This is a genomic window from Nostocoides australiense Ben110 (assembly GCF_001050535.1).
Taxonomy (GTDB): domain Bacteria; phylum Actinomycetota; class Actinomycetes; order Actinomycetales; family Dermatophilaceae; genus Nostocoides_A; species Nostocoides_A australiense.
Window position 1 is genome coordinate 1,589,449 of sequence record NZ_HG764815.1, and the last position, 16,096, is coordinate 1,605,544.

At 70.8% G+C, this 16,096-nt stretch carries 19 protein-coding genes and 1 pseudogene; 16 read left to right on the forward strand and 4 right to left on the reverse strand.

Annotated elements, in window-relative coordinates; translation table 11 throughout:
• The 7 genes from BN11_RS07595 to hemB form a co-directional block, all read left to right on the forward strand.
• On the forward strand, positions 1–1,015 hold a 1,015-nt coding region (locus tag BN11_RS07595; RefSeq protein WP_235435406.1), incomplete at its 5' end, for a lysophospholipid acyltransferase family protein.
• Positions 1,015–1,290, forward strand: a complete 276-nt coding sequence (locus BN11_RS07600) for a glutaredoxin family protein (RefSeq protein ID WP_048696310.1) — start codon at positions 1,015–1,017, stop codon at positions 1,288–1,290. The genes BN11_RS07595 and BN11_RS07600, both read left to right, overlap by 1 nt.
• A gap of 123 nt (positions 1,291–1,413) precedes the next feature.
• A complete protein-coding gene (locus BN11_RS07605) occupies positions 1,414–2,082 on the forward strand; it encodes a redox-sensing transcriptional repressor Rex (protein WP_053084035.1) in 669 nt (222 codons plus the stop codon).
• Positions 2,079–3,413 carry a glutamyl-tRNA reductase gene (locus tag BN11_RS07610; RefSeq protein WP_048696313.1) on the forward strand — a complete coding sequence of 445 codons (1,335 nt, stop codon included), beginning with the start codon at positions 2,079–2,081 and terminating at the stop codon, positions 3,411–3,413. The genes BN11_RS07605 and BN11_RS07610 overlap by 4 nt, the downstream gene beginning before the upstream one ends.
• Positions 3,410–4,396 (forward strand): hydroxymethylbilane synthase, encoded by a 987-nt coding sequence (hemC, locus tag BN11_RS07615; RefSeq protein WP_048696315.1) that lies wholly within the window; start codon positions 3,410–3,412, stop codon positions 4,394–4,396. The genes BN11_RS07610 and hemC overlap by 4 nt, the downstream gene beginning before the upstream one ends.
• Positions 4,393–6,021: a bifunctional uroporphyrinogen-III C-methyltransferase/uroporphyrinogen-III synthase gene (locus BN11_RS07620; protein WP_048696317.1), complete on the forward strand. Its 1,629-nt coding sequence runs from the start codon at positions 4,393–4,395 to the stop codon at positions 6,019–6,021. The genes hemC and BN11_RS07620 overlap by 4 nt, the downstream gene beginning before the upstream one ends.
• Positions 6,018–7,007, forward strand: a complete 990-nt coding sequence (hemB, locus tag BN11_RS07625; RefSeq protein WP_048696319.1) for a porphobilinogen synthase — start codon at positions 6,018–6,020, stop codon at positions 7,005–7,007. The genes BN11_RS07620 and hemB overlap by 4 nt, the downstream gene beginning before the upstream one ends.
• A gap of 49 nt (positions 7,008–7,056) precedes the next feature.
• Here hemB and BN11_RS07630 read toward each other — a convergent pair whose 3' ends face one another.
• The gene (locus tag BN11_RS07630) at positions 7,057–7,590 is read right to left on the reverse strand and encodes a YceI family protein (protein WP_048696321.1); all 534 of its coding nucleotides are present in this window, start codon (positions 7,588–7,590) and stop codon (positions 7,057–7,059) included.
• A 130-nt stretch (positions 7,591–7,720) separates the two neighbouring features.
• Between BN11_RS07630 and BN11_RS07635 the strand changes: the two genes are divergently transcribed.
• Genes BN11_RS07635 through BN11_RS07675 form a run of 9 tightly spaced genes read left to right on the forward strand, consistent with a single transcriptional unit; the run spans position 7,721 to position 15,215 of the window.
• A complete protein-coding gene (locus BN11_RS07635) occupies positions 7,721–8,215 on the forward strand; it encodes a MarR family winged helix-turn-helix transcriptional regulator (protein ID WP_048696322.1) in 495 nt (164 codons plus the stop codon).
• Between the two features lie 34 nt (positions 8,216–8,249).
• Positions 8,250–9,584: a glutamate-1-semialdehyde 2,1-aminomutase gene (gene hemL, locus BN11_RS07640; RefSeq protein ID WP_407667977.1), complete on the forward strand. Its 1,335-nt coding sequence runs from the start codon at positions 8,250–8,252 to the stop codon at positions 9,582–9,584.
• A gap of 13 nt (positions 9,585–9,597) precedes the next feature.
• Positions 9,598–10,233, forward strand: coding sequence for a histidine phosphatase family protein (locus BN11_RS07645; RefSeq protein ID WP_048696327.1), 636 nt, complete (start codon positions 9,598–9,600; stop codon positions 10,231–10,233).
• Complete coding sequence (locus BN11_RS07650; RefSeq protein WP_048696329.1) at positions 10,230–10,820, forward strand: TlpA family protein disulfide reductase; 591 nt, start codon at positions 10,230–10,232, stop codon at positions 10,818–10,820. Before BN11_RS07645 ends, BN11_RS07650 begins: the two co-directional genes overlap by 4 nt.
• Positions 10,817–11,593 carry a cytochrome c biogenesis CcdA family protein gene (locus tag BN11_RS07655; protein ID WP_327152845.1) on the forward strand — a complete coding sequence of 259 codons (777 nt, stop codon included), beginning with the start codon at positions 10,817–10,819 and terminating at the stop codon, positions 11,591–11,593. Before BN11_RS07650 ends, BN11_RS07655 begins: the two co-directional genes overlap by 4 nt.
• Positions 11,590–13,155, forward strand: a complete 1,566-nt coding sequence (gene resB / locus BN11_RS07660; protein WP_048696331.1) for a cytochrome c biogenesis protein ResB — start codon at positions 11,590–11,592, stop codon at positions 13,153–13,155. The genes BN11_RS07655 and resB overlap by 4 nt, the downstream gene beginning before the upstream one ends.
• Positions 13,156–13,171: 16 nt before the next feature.
• The gene (ccsB, locus tag BN11_RS07665; protein WP_048696333.1) at positions 13,172–14,167 is read left to right on the forward strand and encodes a c-type cytochrome biogenesis protein CcsB; all 996 of its coding nucleotides are present in this window, start codon (positions 13,172–13,174) and stop codon (positions 14,165–14,167) included.
• 6 nt (positions 14,168–14,173) lie between these two features.
• Positions 14,174–14,449 (forward strand): DUF4229 domain-containing protein, encoded by a 276-nt coding sequence (locus BN11_RS07670; protein WP_048696336.1) that lies wholly within the window; start codon positions 14,174–14,176, stop codon positions 14,447–14,449.
• A gap of 7 nt (positions 14,450–14,456) precedes the next feature.
• Entirely contained in the window at positions 14,457–15,215 is a 759-nt protein-coding gene (locus BN11_RS07675) for an SDR family oxidoreductase (RefSeq protein ID WP_048696337.1), read from the forward strand.
• A gap of 13 nt (positions 15,216–15,228) precedes the next feature.
• Here the strand turns inward: BN11_RS07675 and BN11_RS07680 are convergent, their stop codons facing one another.
• The 3 genes and pseudogenes from BN11_RS07680 to BN11_RS23535 all read right to left on the reverse strand — a co-directional run.
• Entirely contained in the window at positions 15,229–15,630 is a 402-nt protein-coding gene (locus BN11_RS07680; protein WP_201329242.1) for a type II toxin-antitoxin system VapC family toxin, read from the reverse strand.
• Between the two features lie 94 nt (positions 15,631–15,724).
• Positions 15,725–15,865 carry a ribbon-helix-helix protein, CopG family gene (locus tag BN11_RS24655; protein ID WP_201329243.1) on the reverse strand — a complete coding sequence of 47 codons (141 nt, stop codon included), beginning with the start codon at positions 15,863–15,865 and terminating at the stop codon, positions 15,725–15,727.
• Between the two features lie 21 nt (positions 15,866–15,886).
• Positions 15,887–16,096 (reverse strand): annotated as a pseudogene (locus tag BN11_RS23535) (hypothetical protein); the annotation flags it as partial.

Genomic DNA, 16,096 nt, shown 5'->3' on the forward strand with positions numbered 1-16,096 from the left:
GCGTGCCCGCCGCCGCACCACCCCTCTGCTGGCGGACGCGCCCGAACCGCCGCACCTGCGAGTGGTCGGTCCCGACGAGAGCGCGCCCCAGGCGGCGGCACCCGACCTCGGCGCGATCGTCGACGCGGCCCAGGGGGTTGCCACCACCCTCGCGTCCGCGCTGGGCATCCCCCGCGAAGACGCCGAACGCAAGGTCGCCGAAGGGCTGGCCTTCCTCCGGCGCCGCCTGACCGGCGATTTCACCGTCGATGCCTACGGTTTCGACTCCGACTTCACCGATCACGTCCTCATGCCGCTGCTGCGGCCGCTGTTCTACAAGTGGTTCCGCACCGAGGTCCGGGGAGTCGAGAACATCCCCGCCGACGGTGGCGTGCTGCTAGTGGCAAATCACTCCGGCACCATCGCCGTCGACTCGCTCATGGTCGGAGTTGCCATCCGCGACCAGCATCCGCAGCACCGGGCGCTGCGCGAACTCGGGGCCGACATGGTCTTCTCCACCCCGGGCCTGGCGACGATCGCCCGCATGGGAGGCTCGACGCTGGCGACCAGTGTCGACGCCGAGCGGCTCCTGGCGGACGGGGAACTCGTCGGAGTCTTCCCCGAAGGCTTCAAGGGAGTCGGCAAGCCGTTCTCCGAGCGCTACAAGCTGCAGCGCTTCGGCCGCGGCGGGTTCGTGTCGGCGGCGATTCGCACCGGCGTGCCGATCGTGCCGTGCTCGATCGTCGGCGCCGAGGAGATCTATCCGATGCTGGCCAATCTCAAACCCCTCGCCCGGCTGACCGGCCTGCCCTATTTCCCGGTCACGCCGCTCTTCCCACACTTCGGGTTGCTGGGTGCGATTCCGCTGCCGAGCAAGTGGATCATCGAGTTCGGGGCGCCGGTCGAGACCGCCCACCTGGGTGCCGGGGCGGCCGACGACCCGATGATCGTCTTCGACCTGACCGACCGCATCCGCGAGGGCATCCAGCAGAGCCTCTACGGCCTGCTCACGCAGCGCCGCTCCGCCTTCTTCTGATGGCCGCTGCCGCGCCCGGCCCGTGGACACCGACAGCCCCCTTGACGCTCATCGGCAAGCCGGGCTGCCACTTGTGCGACACCGTGCGAACGGTCGTGCTCGCCCTGGCCGAAGAGTTCGGGGTCGGGGTCGAGGAGGTCTCGATCCGCGATCACCCTGACCTCGCCGCGGCATACGGCGAAATGATCCCGGTCACACTCCTCGACGGCGCCGTCCACGACTACTGGCGCATCGACGCCGACCGGCTGCGTGCGGCCCTCGTCCGGCGGCTGTGAGCGGCGACTCACGGACCGAGGACTTTGTGCAGTCCTTCACAAGCGCGTAACCTCCGTAGTGGCTCCCGGCGCCTAGCCGTACGGGCCGACACATGTACCCGCGAGGTGACTGGAGGCGACGGCGTGCCTGCGACCGACCTGCCGCGTCGTGGAATCCCCGACGCCACCGTCGCCCGATTGCCTGCATACCTGCGGGTGCTGGGGATCATGGCCGAAGCCGGCGTCCGGTCCACCTCCTCCCTCGAACTGGCCCAAGCCGTCGGCGTGCATCCGGCGAAGGTGCGCAAGGACCTCTCGCACCTCGGCAGCCATGGCGTGCGCGGGGTCGGGTATGACGTGGCGCACCTGACCGTCGAGATCTCCCGTGAGCTGGGGCTCACCCGGGACTGGCCGGTCGTCATCGTCGGTCTCGGCAACCTCGGCCGGGCGCTGGCCGGGCATGCCGGGCTCTCCTCGCGCGGGTTCTCGGTCGCCGGCCTCTTCGACGCCGATCCGGCGGTGATCGGGCAGAGCGTGTCGGGCCTGACGATCTCGCCCATGTCGGCCATCGCCGACCTGCCCCGGGCTGCCGACACGGTGGGAGTCATCGCCACGCCCGCCGCCGCCGCGCAGGTGGTCGCGGACCAGCTGGTCGCGGCGGGCATCACCTCGATCCTCAACTGCGCCCCGGCGGCCATCGTCGTGCCGGCGCCGGTGGATGTGCGCCGCGTCGATATCGCCAGCGAGCTGCAGATCCTCGCCTTCCACAAGCAGCGCCGCACGGCCGCGCCGGCCCTGGCGGTGGCCCCGTGAGCCTGCTCGTCTTGGGCCTGTCCCACCACAACTGCCCCCTCGATCTGCTCGAACGCATCAGCCTCGACAGTGCCGCTCGCCGCGCCCTCGGCCACGAACTCGCCGGCAGCGAGCACGTCGCCGAGGTCGTTGTCGTCTCGACGTGCAATCGCACCGAGGTCTACACCGAGGCGGTGACCTTCCACGGAGCGGTGTCGGCCGTCACGGAGGCACTGGGGTCGGTCACCGGTGTCGAACGCCACGACCTGACCGAGCGCCTGGCGGTGCACTACGAGGACCGGGCCATCGCGCACGCCTTCCGGGTCGCGAGCGGCCTGGACTCGATGGCGTTGGGGGAGAGCCAGATTCGCGCCCAGCTGCGGGCGTCGCTGCATGAGGCGCAAGAGGAGCGGGTCGTCGGGCCGGCGCTCAACGGCCTCTTCCAGCAGGCCTTGCGGGTGGGCAAACGCGTGCACACCGAGACCGGGCTGGCCAACGTGGCGGGATCACTGGTCGGGGCGGGACTCGCGGTTGCCGGCGCGCATGTCGGGCCGATCGAGGACACTCGGGTGCTCGTCGTCGGCGCCGGCGCGATGGCAGCCCTGGCCGCGATCACAGCCCGGCGCGCGGGCGCGGGACGGCTGACGATCGCGAACCGCACGCTGGCCCGGGGCCAGGCGTTGGCCGAGCGGGCGGGCGGCGACGCGGTCCGGCTCTCGGAGCTCCCGCAGGCTCTCGCGGCCGCCGATATCGTCATCGCCTGCGTCGGGTCACCGGGTGTCGTGATCACCGAGGCGATGGCCGCCGAGGCGCTCACCCACCGCGAGGGCCGGCCGCAGGCATATATCGATCTGGCGTTGCCCCATGACGTCTCCCATGCGGTCGCCGACCTGCCCGGCGCGATCCGCGTCGGCCTCGAACATCTCGCGGAGACACTGCATACGGACGGGGTCGACCCCGAGGTCGCCGCGGCGACCGACATCGTCACCGGCGAGGTGGCGGCCTTCCTCACGGCCCGCTCGGCGCAGGCCGCCGCGCCGACGATCGCCGCCCTGCGCGCCCGGGCGACCGAGGTCCTCGACACGGAACTGGCCCGGCTCGCCGGCCGCACCCCCGACGTCGACGACGCCACCCGGCGCGAGGTCGAGATCGCGATGGGGCGCCTCGTCGACAAATTGCTGCACGGGCCGACCTTGCGCGTCAAAGAACTCGCAGCCAGCGGCCGCATCGAAGCGTATGCCGACGCCCTCGCCGAGTTGTTCGCGCTCGAACCCGAGACGGTCGCGTCGGTCAGCGTGCCCCCGCCCTTCGAGCCCGCCGCGGACCGCGACCCGGCCGGAGGTGCCCGATGACGGCACTACGGTTGGGCACGCGACGCAGCCGGCTGGCCCTGACCCAGTCGGGCACGGTTGCCGACGCCCTGCGGGCCCTGGGGCATGAGGTCGAGACCGTCGAGATCGTCACCGAGGGCGACCGGTCGACGGCGGCGCTCGATCAGATCGGCGGCACCGGGGTTTTCGCGTCCGCTCTGCGGACCGCGTTGCGCGAGAAGCAGATCGACTTCGCCGTGCACTCGCTCAAGGATCTGCCGACAGCGGCCGAATCAGGCCTGACGATCGCGGCAGTGCCGGTGCGCGAGGACGTGCGTGACGTCCTGGTCGCTCGGGACGGGTTGACGCTGGGTGAGCTGCCCCGGGGGGCACGCGTGGGCACCGGCTCACCGAGACGCGAGGCGCAGCTGCACGCGCTTGGCCTGGGGCTCGACGTCGTGCCGGTCCGCGGCAATGTCGAGACACGATTGCGGCTGGTTGAGTCCGGTGCCGTCGATGCTGTCGTCCTGGCGCGGGCGGGCTTGCTGCGCCTGGGCCTGAGCGACGCCGCGACCGAGGTGCTCGACCCGATCCAGATCCTGCCCGCCGCCGGCCAGGGGGCGCTGGCGGTCGAGTGTCGTGCCGACGATGCCGACCTCCGGTCGCTTCTCCTCGCGCTGGAGGACGCCGACACCCGCGCATGTGTGCGCGCCGAACGGGCCGTGCTGCGCGAACTGGAGGCCGGCTGCATCGCGCCGGTCGGGGTTCTCGCCGAGGTCGTCGAGGGCTTCGACGCCGCCGAACTGTCCATCCGCGCGTTCGTCGGCGCGCGTGACGGGAGCCTAGAGCTGCGACGCTCCCTCACCGGGGACCTCGGCGACCCCGAAGGCGCAGGAATCCGATTGGCGCGCTTGCTCATCGACGACGGCGCCGATGTCGTCCGAGAGGTGCGCCCGGCGCCTTCACATCGGCCCTCGGAGAGCCCGTCCACCGCCCAGACCGACACCCCGGAGACCCTCCAGTGAGCCCCACGGATTCCGCCCCGAGCCGGACGCCGAACGCGCCGGCGGCCGCGGTCGCCTTCGTCGGCGCCGGCCCCGGCGACCCCGGCCTGCTGACGCTCGCCGCGGCCGACGCCCTCGAGCGGGCGGATGTGATCATCACCGACCAGCTCGACCGCGCCGACATCATCAGGTGCCATGTCCGGCCGGACACCACGATCATCGAGGCCTCGCACGGCTCGCATGGGGTGCCGCTGACGCACGCCTCCCGCGCCAAGCTCGTGCTCCAGTCGGCGCAGGCCCATCCCGGCGGCCTGGTGGTGCGCCTGATGGATGGTGACCCGTCGATCTTCAACGGTCTGGCCGAGGAGGCAACGGCCTGCCGCAAGGCGGGGATCGCCGTCGACATCATCCCCGGAGTCTCGGCTGCCAGCGCTGTCCCCGCCTACGCCGGGATCCCCTTGACCGCGCCGACCACCACGGGCATTCACGTGATCGCGGCCGGCGATCCCGGCTGCGACTTCACAGCCGGCGCGGGGGCGTCGACGACGGTGGTCATCTTCGGTGACGCGGCCGAACTCGGCCGCGCCTTCGCGAGCCTGCTGGAGGCCGGCCGGGACCCCGAGACGGTCGTTGCGGTGACCGAGCATGGCACGACGACACGCCAGCGCACCCATACGGTGCGACTGGCGCAGGCAGCGAAGATCGTTGGGGGACTGGAGTTTCCGACGTTGGCTGTGCTCGGTCCCACCGTCGAGTTGCGTGACCGGTTGTCGTGGTTCGAGAACAAGCCGCTGTTCGGGTGGCGGGTGCTGATCCCGCGCACGAAGGACCAGGCCGGGCCGGCGATCAGCCTGCTCGCCCGGCACGGCGCCACCGCCGAGGTCGTGCCCACCATCTCCGTCGAACCGCCGCGCACGCCGCACCAGATGGAGCGCGCGATCAAGGGCCTGGTGACCGGGCGCTACGAGTGGGTCGGCTTCACCTCGGTCAATGCGGTCAAGGCGGTCCGCGAACGCTTCGAGGAGGTCGGTCTCGACGCGCGGGCCTTCGCCGGTCTGAAGGTCGCCGCCGTCGGCGGCGTGACCGCGGATGCGTTGCGCGCGTGGGGAATTCAGCCCGATCTCGTGCCCAGCGGCGAGCAGTCCGCCCGGGGTATGCTTGAGGACTGGCCGCCCTACGACCCCGACCTGGACCCGATCGACCGGGTCTTCCTGCCCCGGGCCGATATCGCCACCGACACCCTCGTCGCCGGGCTCCGGGACCTCGGGTGGGAGGTGGAGGACGCGACGGCCTATCGCACGGTCCGGGCGGCACCACCCGCGCCGGAGATCCGCGAAGCCATCAAGGCCGGCGACTTCGACGCCGTGGTGTTCACCTCGTCATCGACGGTGCGCAACCTCGTCGGCATCGCCGGCAAGCCGCACGCGTCCACGGTGGTGGCGTGTATCGGGCCGGCGACCGCGAAAACCGCTGAGGAGCATGGACTTCGGGTCGATGTCCTGGCTCCCGAGGCATCCGTGCCGTCGCTCATCGACGCCCTTGCCGAATTCGGCCAGGCCCGGGCCGCCGAGGCGCATGCCCACGGCGAGGCCGTTCGCCGGCCTAGCGAGCGGCGTCGCGCAGCCGGACGGCGGCGGGCTCGATGACGCTGGTGCCGGGAGGCGGCTTCCCGGCCGTCCGGCCGCGGCGGCTGCGGGTGTCCGCGCCGATGCGGCGTCTCGTCGCCGAGAGTCGGGTGCACCCGGCGCAACTGGTGTTGCCGGTTTTCGTGCGCGAGGGCATCGGCTCACCCCAGCCGATCGAGGCCATGCCCGGGGTTGTGCAGCATACGATCGAATCCCTTGTGGCAGAGGCGCATCGGTGCGCCGATGCGGGGCTCGGCGGCATCATGCTCTTCGGCGTGCCGGTGGAGAAGGACGAGCAGGGCAGCGGCGCCGACGATCCCGACGGCATCCTGAACGTCGCGACGCGGGCCGTCGTCGACGCGGTCGGCGACCGGTTGGTCGTGATGACCGATCTGTGCCTGGACGAGTTCACCTCGCACGGGCACTGCGGGGTCCTCGACGCCGCGGGGCGGGTCGACAACGACGCGACGCTGCAGCGGTATGCCGCGATGGGGCTGGCCCAGGCGCGCGCGGGCGCGCATGTGCTCGGGTTGTCGGGGATGATGGACGGCGAGGTCGGTCACGTCCGGACGGCGTTGGACGCCAACGGTTTTGGCGACGTGACGCTGCTCGCGTACACCGCGAAGTACACCTCAGGCCTTTACGGGCCGTTCCGGGAGGCGGTGGCGAGTTCGCTCGTGGGTGACCGCGCGGCATACCAGCAGGACCCGGCGAACGCGACCGAGGCGCTGCGCGAACTCGCGCAGGATGTGGCCGAAGGCGCCGACATCGTCATGGTCAAGCCGGCCGGGCCACACCTGGACATCGTCGCCGCGGTGGCGGCGCACAGCCCGGTCCCCGTTGCGGCATACCAGATTTCGGGGGAGTACTCCTCGATCGTCGCTGCCGCCGAGCGCGGCTGGATTGACCGCGACCGGGTGATGATGGAGTCGCTGACCGGCATCCGCCGCGCCGGCGCGACCGTCATCTTGACCTACTTCGCGCTCGAGGCCGCCGCGCTCCTGTAGCGGGGGAGCCCAAGGAACCTCTGCTAGCAGAGGTTACGAAAAGCCCAGGTCAGGCCTGCTTCAGCAGCTGGACGTCGAGGACGATCTTGATCTTGTCGGAGACGAGGACGCCGCCGCCTTCGATGGCGGCGTTCCAGGTCAGGCCCCAGTCGGCGCGCTTGACCTCGGCCTCGGCCTCGAAGCCGGCCTTGGTGTTGCCCCACGGGTCGGCCTGCTCGCCGTTGAACTCCACCTCGAAGGTGACGGGCTTGGTGACGTCCTTGATCGTCAGGTCGCCGGTCAGCTGCTCACCGTCGAAGGAGGTGGAGACGAAGCGCATGGTCGGGTAGTTCTCGACGTCGAAGAAGTCGGCGCTCTTGAGGTGGGTGTCGCGGTCGGCGCTGCGGGTGTCGACGGAGGCCATCTGGACGGTGACGTCGACTGTGGACTTCGTCACATCGGGGGCGACCTCGACGGTGCCTTCGACGTCGGCGAAGGTGCCGCGGACCTTGGTGACCATCAGGTGGCGGGCGACGAAGCCGACCTCCGTGTGGGCGGGGTCGACGGTCCAGGTGCCGGGGGTGAGGTCGGTGATGGTGGTCATGGTGATTTCTCCTTGGTTGTGGTGCTAGTTAATATTTCAACTATATGCCTCCGTGTCAAATTCCCGGCCACGGGAGGTTGAGCAATTGCACTTTCCACAACCGGGTCCGGCGCTGGCATGATGAGCAGGAATGGCGACCGACTCGACTCCCGAGACACGCTGGCTGACCCCCGACGAGCAGCAGGCGTGGCGCGCCTACCTGCGCGCGAGCCGGCTCCTCGAGGTCGCCCTCGACCGGGATCTGGCCCACCACGGGACCCAGCTCTCGGAATACGAAGTGGTCTCGATGCTCTCGGAGGCCCCGGCGGGCCGGATGCGGATGTCCGCCCTCGCGGACCTCGTCGTGCAGTCCCGTAGCCGGGTCACCCACACGGCCGCCCGCCTCGAGAAGCGCGGCTGGGTGCGCCGCGAGGCGTGTGTCGACGACCGGCGCGGCGTCGAACTCGTCCTGACCGAGCAGGGCCGCGCCCACATCGACGACATGGCCAGATGCCACGTCAACTCGGTGCGGGAGCACCTCCTCGACGTCCTCACCCCGGAGGAGTTCCGCGACCTCGGGCACTCCATGCAGAAGATCCGTGACGCCCTCGCCGAGCCCGGCCAGGCGGGCGATGCCATCCGTTGAGGGCCTGTCGGCCGCGGGTGCGAGGATGGCCCGTATGCCGTCCGCACCCGATTCCGCCCCCGCCTGCGAGGCCCTGTTCGCCCGCGCCCGGGCCGTGGTCCCCGGAGGGGTCAACTCGCCGGTGCGAGCCTTCCGCTCCGTGGGCGGCAACCCCCGCTTCGTCACGAGTGCCCGCGGGCCCTATCTGACCGACGCCGACGGCCGGGAGTATGTCGACCTGATCGGCTCGTGGGGGCCGATGATCCTCGGCCACACCCACCCCGACGTCCTCGCCGCCGTCAGCGAAGCGGCCGGCCGCGGCTTTTCGTATGGCACGCCGAGCGAGAACGAGGTCGCCCTCGCCGAGGAGATCGTCGCCCGCGTCGAGCCGGTCGAGCAGGTGCGCCTGGTCTCCTCCGGCACCGAGGCGACGATGAGCGCCCTGCGGCTGGCGCGCGGCATCACCGGCCGCTCCCGCGTCGTGAAGTTCGCCGGCTGCTACCACGGCCACGTCGACGCGCTCCTGGCCGCCGCCGGATCGGGCGTCGCCACCTTCGGCCTGCCCGACTCCGCCGGAGTGCCGGCCAGTGCCGCTGCCGAGACGATCGTGTTGCCCTACAACGATGTCGCAGCGCTCGAGGCTGCCTTCGACACCGACGGCGAGCACATCGCCGCCGTCATCACCGAGGCCGCCCCCGGCAACATGGGCGTCGTCCCGCCGCTGCCCGGCTTCACCGAGGCGCTGCGCCGCATCACCCGCGAGCACGGCGCCCTGCTGATCTCCGACGAGGTCATGACCGGCTTCCGCTGTTCGCGGGCGGGGTGGTACGGCCTCGAGGGCCCGTATGCCGCGGGCGCGCCCGACCTGTTCACGTTCGGCAAGGTGATGGGTGGGGGATTCCCCGCCGCCGCCTTCGGCGCCCCCGCCGGCCTGATGGCTGCCCTCGCCCCCGACGGCCCCGTCTACCAAGCCGGCACCCTCTCCGGGAACCCGGTCGCGACCGCGGCCGGCCTGGCCACCCTGCGCGGCTGCACCGATGCCGTCTATGCCCACCTCGACCACGCAGCCAAGACGATCGCCGACGCCGCGGCGAGCGCACTGACCGGCGCGGGCGTGCCGCATACGATCCAGTGGGCGGGCTCGATGTTCTCCATCTTTATCACCGACCGCACGGTGACCAACTACGACGACGCGAAGACCACCAACGCCCCGGCATACGCAGCCTTCTTCCACAGCATGCTCGACCAGGGCGTCCACCTGCCCCCGAGCGCCTTCGAGGCGTGGTTCGTCTCCGCCGCCCACGACGACGCCGCCCTCGACCGCGTCCTCGCGGCCCTCCCGGCCGCCGCGCGCGCCGCCTCAGAATCGTTTGCGACAATCGCGCCATGAGGAGGCAGAACCGGTGACCGAACGCACCCTGGTCCACCTCGTGCGCCACGGGGAGGTGCACAACCCCGGCAAGGTGCTCTATGGCCGGCTCGACGGCTTCCACCTCTCCGAGCGTGGGCACGCGATGGCTCAGGTGGTGGCCGACCATCTCGCCGGGCGCGATATCACCTACCTGGTGTCCTCGCCCCTGACCCGGGCCCAGCAGACGATCGCCCCGCTGGCGGAGCGACTCGGGCTGCCCGTGACCCTCGATGACCGGGTAGTCGAGGCCGCCAACTCCTTCGAGGGCGAGCAGGTCAGCCTCGGCAACTTCCTGCGCCCCCGCAACCTGATCCGCATGTATGACGTCACCAAGCCGTCGTGGGGCGAGCCCTATGTCGAGATCGTCGAGCGGATGACGGCCGCCGTCGAGGCGGCCCGCGAGGCCGCGATCGGCCACGAAGCGGTCATCGTCTCCCACCAGCTGCCCGTGTGGATGATGCGGGCGGCGGTCGAGGGCCGCCGACTCTGGCACGACCCGCGTAGCCGGCTGTGCTCCCTCGCCTCGGTGACCTCGATCGGCTTCCACGGCACCGAGATCGCGTCCTTGTCCTATGCCGAGCCGGCCAAAAACCTGATCGACGCCGAGTCCGCGAGCGTGGGGGCGTGAGGCCGCTGCCGCGGGGTGCCGCCCTGCTCGCCGCAGCCGGGCTGGCTCTCGCCGGCTGCTCCGGCAACACCATCGCCGACCAGGCCAAGGAGGGCAGCAACAAGGGTTTCATCGCGGGCAACGGCACCGTCGAGATGATCGCCGCCGACCAGCGCGGCACACCGGTGACCCTGGCCGGCACGACCCTCGACGGTCAGGCGTGGACCTCGGCCGAGCACCGCGCCAAGGTCCTGGTCGTCAATGTCTGGGCCTCGTGGTGCGGCCCGTGCGACAAGGAGGCCCCCGACCTCGTCACGGTCTCCTCCGACCCGGCCGTCACCGCGGTGGCCGAGTTCGTCGGGGTCAACTTCCGCGAGGAAGCCGCGACCGGGTCGGCGCAGGTCGAGGACTGGAAGCTGCCCTACCCCTCTCTCTCCGACCCGGGTGGCCAGGCCGTCCTGGCCCTGCAGGGCAAGGCGGCGGCCATGCCGTCGACGCTGGTGCTCGACCACGACGGCAGGATTGCCGCCCGCATCCTCGGCCCCGTGAGCACCTCCACCCTCACCGGCATGATCGAGGACGTCGCCGCGGAGGCCCCCGCGAAGTGATCGCCGGCCAGCTGATTGCGAGCAGTGCGTCCGAGACGGTCGCGAGCGGTGCCTTGCCCCTCGCGTTGCTCGTCGCGGCGCTGGCCGGGCTGGTCTCGTTCGCCTCGCCGTGCGTGCTGCCGCTCGTCCCCGGGTTCTTGGGGTATGTCGCGGGCGCGGGTCCCGAGGTCGCGCCGGGGGAGCGCGGGGAGCCCACGCGCAGCCGGGTGGTCGCGGGCACGCTGCTGTTCATCCTCGGCTTCAGCGTCGTCTTCGTGCTGATCACGATCTTCGTCACGGGCATCGGCCGGGCGTTCGTGGAGCACCAGGACGCCCTGCGCCGCATCGGCGGTGGGCTCGTGATCCTCATGGCGCTGGTCTTTCTCGGGGCCGGCGCGCAGCGGACCTTCACCCCGAGCTGGCGGCCGCGGATGGGGCTGCTCGGCGCCCCGGCGCTCGGGGCGGTCTTCGGCCTGGGGTGGACGCCCTGCTCGGGCCCGACGCTCGGTGCCGTTCTCGCGATGGCGACGGCCACCGACCCGAGCATGGGCCGGGCGCTGAGTCTCGTCGCGGCATACTGCCTGGGCCTCGGGCTGCCCTTCCTCGCCATCGCGACTGCGTGGGAGCGAGCGGGCCGGTTCAACGCGTTCTTGCGCCGGCACAGCCGCGCCATCCACATCGGCGGCGGTCTGCTGCTGCTCCTCGTCGGGGTGTTGCTGCTCACCGGCGCGTGGACCTCGATCATGACGTGGCTGCAGATCCACGCGATCAACGGGTTCGAGGTGATCCTGTGACCCAGACCCCGGAGGCGATCACGACCAAACCCGACCCGGTCACCCAGCCCACGCTCGGTCCCCTCGGCTGGGTCCGCTGGGCTTGGCGCAACCTGACCAGCATGCGCACGGCGCTGCAGCTGCTGCTTCTGCTCGCCGTCGCGGCCCTGCCGGGGTCGATCTGGCCGCAGCGTTCCATCAACGCCACCCGCACCGCCGACTACATCGCGGCCCACCCGACCATGGGACCCGTCCTCGACAAACTCGGCGCCTTCGAGGTCTATGCCACGCCGTGGTTCTCGGCGATCTACTTGCTGCTGCTCGTCAGCCTCCTCGGCTGCGTGCTGCCGCGCACCCGCATCCACCTGCGCCACGTGCGCGGTCGCCCGCCCCGGGTGCCGGCGCACTTGAGCCGGCTCGCGGCATACAGCTCGCGGGAGGTCGACGCCGACCCGGCCGCCGCCGTCGCGGACCTGCGCGCAGCGCTCGGGCGGCGCTATCGCGTCGACGTGCGCGACGGCCATACCCTCGCCGCCGAGACCGGGTTCGCCAAGGAGAGCGGCAACCTGCTCTTCCACCTCGCGCTCATCGGGATCATCGTCGGTGTCGCCATCGGGCACGTGTTCGGGTGGAAGGGCGATGTCATCGTCCCGGTCGGGAGCAGCTTCTCCAACACCGCGATCAACTACGACACCATCAGTCCCGGCCCCCGCGTCGACACGGCCGAGCTGCCGCCCTTCTCCTTGACCGTCGACCGGTTCGATGCCGTCTTCGAGGACCGGGTGCGCGGCGATGCCCAGTTCGGGCAGCCGCGAGACTTCACCGCCTACCTGCGCACGGTCGCCGAGCCGGGCGCGGCGGAGAAGGCGCAGGTGCTCAAGGTCAACCACCCCATCGAGATGGACGGGGCGACGATCTTCTTGCTGGGCAACGGGTATGCCGCGAATGTCACTGTCAAGGACTCTCGCGGCGAGGTCGTCTACAAGGGCGCGACGGTCTTCTTGCCGCGCGACAACAACTACACCTCCTCGGGCGCGATCAAGGTGCCGGGGGCGCAGCCGCAGGAGCTCGGGTTCTTCGGCAACCTGTTGCCCACCGCCGTCATCACGAAGGACCAGGGGCCGATCTCGGTCTTCCCCGACGCTCGCGAGCCGGCGATGGCGCTGGGGCTGTATGAGGGGGAACTCAACCCCGGCGGGGCCTCCGGCTCGGTCTACACCCTGAACACCAAAGAGATGACCGTGGTCGACGACGCCAACGGCAAGCCGCTGCGGATCTGGATCACGCCGGGAGAGACGGTGCAGCTGCCGGACGGACGCGGGTCGATCACCTTCGAGTCCGTCGTGCGCTGGGCGGGCCTGTCGATCCGGCACGATCCGGCCAAGGACCTGACCCTGTGGTCCTCGCTGCTGGCGCTCGCCGGCTTGCTCGCCTCGCTGCTGGTCAGGCGGCGCCGGGTCTTCGCCCGGGTCACGCCTCTGGCGGCGGGCGGCTCGCGCGTCGAGATGGGGGCGCTGTCCAAGGGCGACGACCCCGGTCTGCAGGAACACCTGGATCGCCTGGCCGCCCGAATCGCGCCATGAGAGGATTTTGAACACTATGACGAGGGAAACGCTCGAGCAGTACTCGCTGATCAGCCTTTATTCGGCCATCGTGGTGCTCACCCTGGCGATGCTGGGCTTCGTCCTCTACCTGTCCCGCTCGGCCGCGGCCCGCGCCGCCGATGCGGTAGTGCCGGAGCCGGTGGCCCAGCCCGTCACGGTGGGCGGTGGAGGAGGCGCGCTGACCGCGGAACCCGGCGGCACCGACATACCGGCGAGCCGGGATCTGAGCCGTGCCCGCAAGGCCGCGGGGCCCGCGCGGATGTTCACGTGGCTCGCGACCTTCCTCGTGGGGTGCTCAATCGTCCTGCGGGGGATGTCGGTGCACCGGCCCCCGCTCGGCAACCTTCACGAGTTCGTTGCGGCGGCGAGTTTCGTTGTCCTGCTGGGTTATTGCCTCTGGACGCTGAAGCGCAACGTCGACTGGCTCGGCATCTTCGTCACGACCCCGGTGCTGCTGATGCTCGGCTCGGCGACCACCTTCTGGTACACCGAGGCCGCCGAACTCATGCCGTCGCTGAAGTCCGGTTGGCTCGTCATCCACGTGACGGTCGCGACCCTTGCCACGGGTGTCTTCACACTCGCGGCCATGATGTCGCTGGCCTACTTGCTCATCGACCGGGCCGAGCGCAATCCCGACGCGAGCCAAGGGTTCGTGGGACGGCTGCGCCGGATCGTCCCGCCCGCGTCGGACCTCGAGCGGATCGGCTACGGGCTGCACGTCCTGGCCTTCCCGTTGTGGACCTTCACCCTCATCGCCGGCGCCATCTGGGCCCGGCAGGCGTGGGCCTCCTACTGGAACTGGGATCCCAAGGAGGTCTGGACCTTCATCATCTGGGTGATCTACGCGGCATACCTCCACGCTCGCGCCACGACCGGTGTCACCCGGCAGAAGGCGACCTATATCGCGCTCGCCGGCTTCGCCTGCATCATCATCAACTACTCCATCGTCAACATGTATTTCGTCGGCCAGCACAGCTATTCGGGAGTCTGACCAGTCATGGTCCGCTATTCGCTGATGCGGTTCCTCATCTTTTTCGGGTGCCTCGGGCTGCTCTGGTTGCTCGGCCTGCGCGAGCGCAACGAGCAGCCGTGGCTGGTCGTGGGCGCGGCGTTGCTGTCGATGCTGATCTCCTATTTCGCCCTGCGGCCGCTGCGTCAGGACACCGTCGACAAGCTGAGCCATCGCGTCGAGTCGCGGGTCGCGTCCAAGCGCGCCGACTCTGACGAGGCCGTCGAGGACTCCCTCGACGGCGGCGCCGACGACTACCGCTGACGCCCGGATGGACCCGTTCGCGCTGACCGGCAAGGTCGCGCTGGTCACCGGCGGGGCGCGCGGCATCGGGGCGGCGTCCGCCGCGCTGCTGGCCCGGTGCGGGGCGGACATCGCGATCGTCGACGTGCTCGACACCTCCGCTGCCGTGGCTGCGGTGGTCGCCGAAGGCCGGCGAGGGGTGGGGTATGCCGCGGACCTGCGCTCCGAGATCGCCGTCGGTGAACTGGTGGCCCGGGTGGTCGCGGACTTCGGTGGCCTGGACATCGTGCACAACAACGCCGGCATCTCGCGGTGCTCGGCGGCCGAGGACACGACGTTCGAGCAGTGGCGCGAGGTGCTGGCGATCGACCTCGACGCTGTCTTCCTCGTGGCCCGGGCCGCCGGGCGGGCCCTGATCGCCCAGGGGCGTGGCGGCTCGATCGTCAACACTGCCTCGATGTCGGGGCTGATCGTCAACTACCCGCAGGAGCAGGTCGCCTACAACGCCGCCAAGGCGGGCGTCATCCAGCTCACCCGCTCGCTCGCGTGCGAGTGGGCGGAGTTCGGGATCCGGGTCAACGCCGTCTCACCCGGCTATATCGCCACCGACATGACCCCCGGCACCTCACCCGAGGGCTGGTATGAGGCGTGGCTGGAGCGCAGTCCCACCAAGCGGCTCGGCACGCCCGAGGAGGTCGCCGGTGCCGTGGCCTATCTCGCGAGCGATCTCGCCGGCTTCACCACCGGCGCCAACCTGGTCGTCGACGGCGGCTACTCCTGCTACTGACGGTGCCGGATTCTCAAGGAAGCAGGGAGAAAGCCGGCGCATGGCCGGGCCGGAGGACGGTGAAATGGCGACGATCGAAGGTCGCCACCTCGATCACGCCCAGTCGCTCGGCACAGGTCAGGACCGAGGCGTCGACCGTGCCCAGCGGCAGATCGCGATGCCGCGCGACGAGTTCCGCGATCCGGAGCCAGTCGCCGGTGTGGACCGGCTCGATGCTGGAGGCGCCGGACGCCAGGTCGGCCAGGAACCGCACTTCGGCTCCGGCGCCCAAGCGGGTGCCGACCAGATGCGCGACCTCGGCGATCACGAGAACGGGCACGACCAGGGGCCCGGGATGCAGCCGGAGGAAGTCCAAGGACTCCTCGTGATGAGCGTCGTCCGCGTCCACATAGGCGTAGAGCGGTCCGGCGTCCACCACGACCGCTGCTATGGCGACACCTCCAGGGCAAGGAGCTCCTCGATGCGCTCGGAGATATCGCTGCGGCCACTGCGTCCGGCCCCTGCAGCGTTCAGCTGCCGAGGCCCCGCGCCACCAAGGTAGGCCTCGATGCTTCCCGGGTGATCTGCGAGATCGTCATCTGTCGAAGCTCGGCCTCGTGCCGCAGGCGCGCGTCGAGTGCCTCCGGAAGCTTGACCGTGGTGCGCACCATGTATGCCAGCATGCCCACTGGTCAGCGGCCCAGCCAGAGACCCACGGTGAGGAGCACGGCATACAGCAATTGGGTCACGCCGGTGCCGGACAGGACGGGGATCAGGTCGCGGCCGGTGGCGCCGGCCTGGACGCGCATGACCTGCGGGATCGCCAGCGCGAGTGCGCCGAGGCAGAGCAGCGCCCAGGGCGCCCACAGGGCGCACGCGGCGCCGGCGGGGGCGGCGGGGGG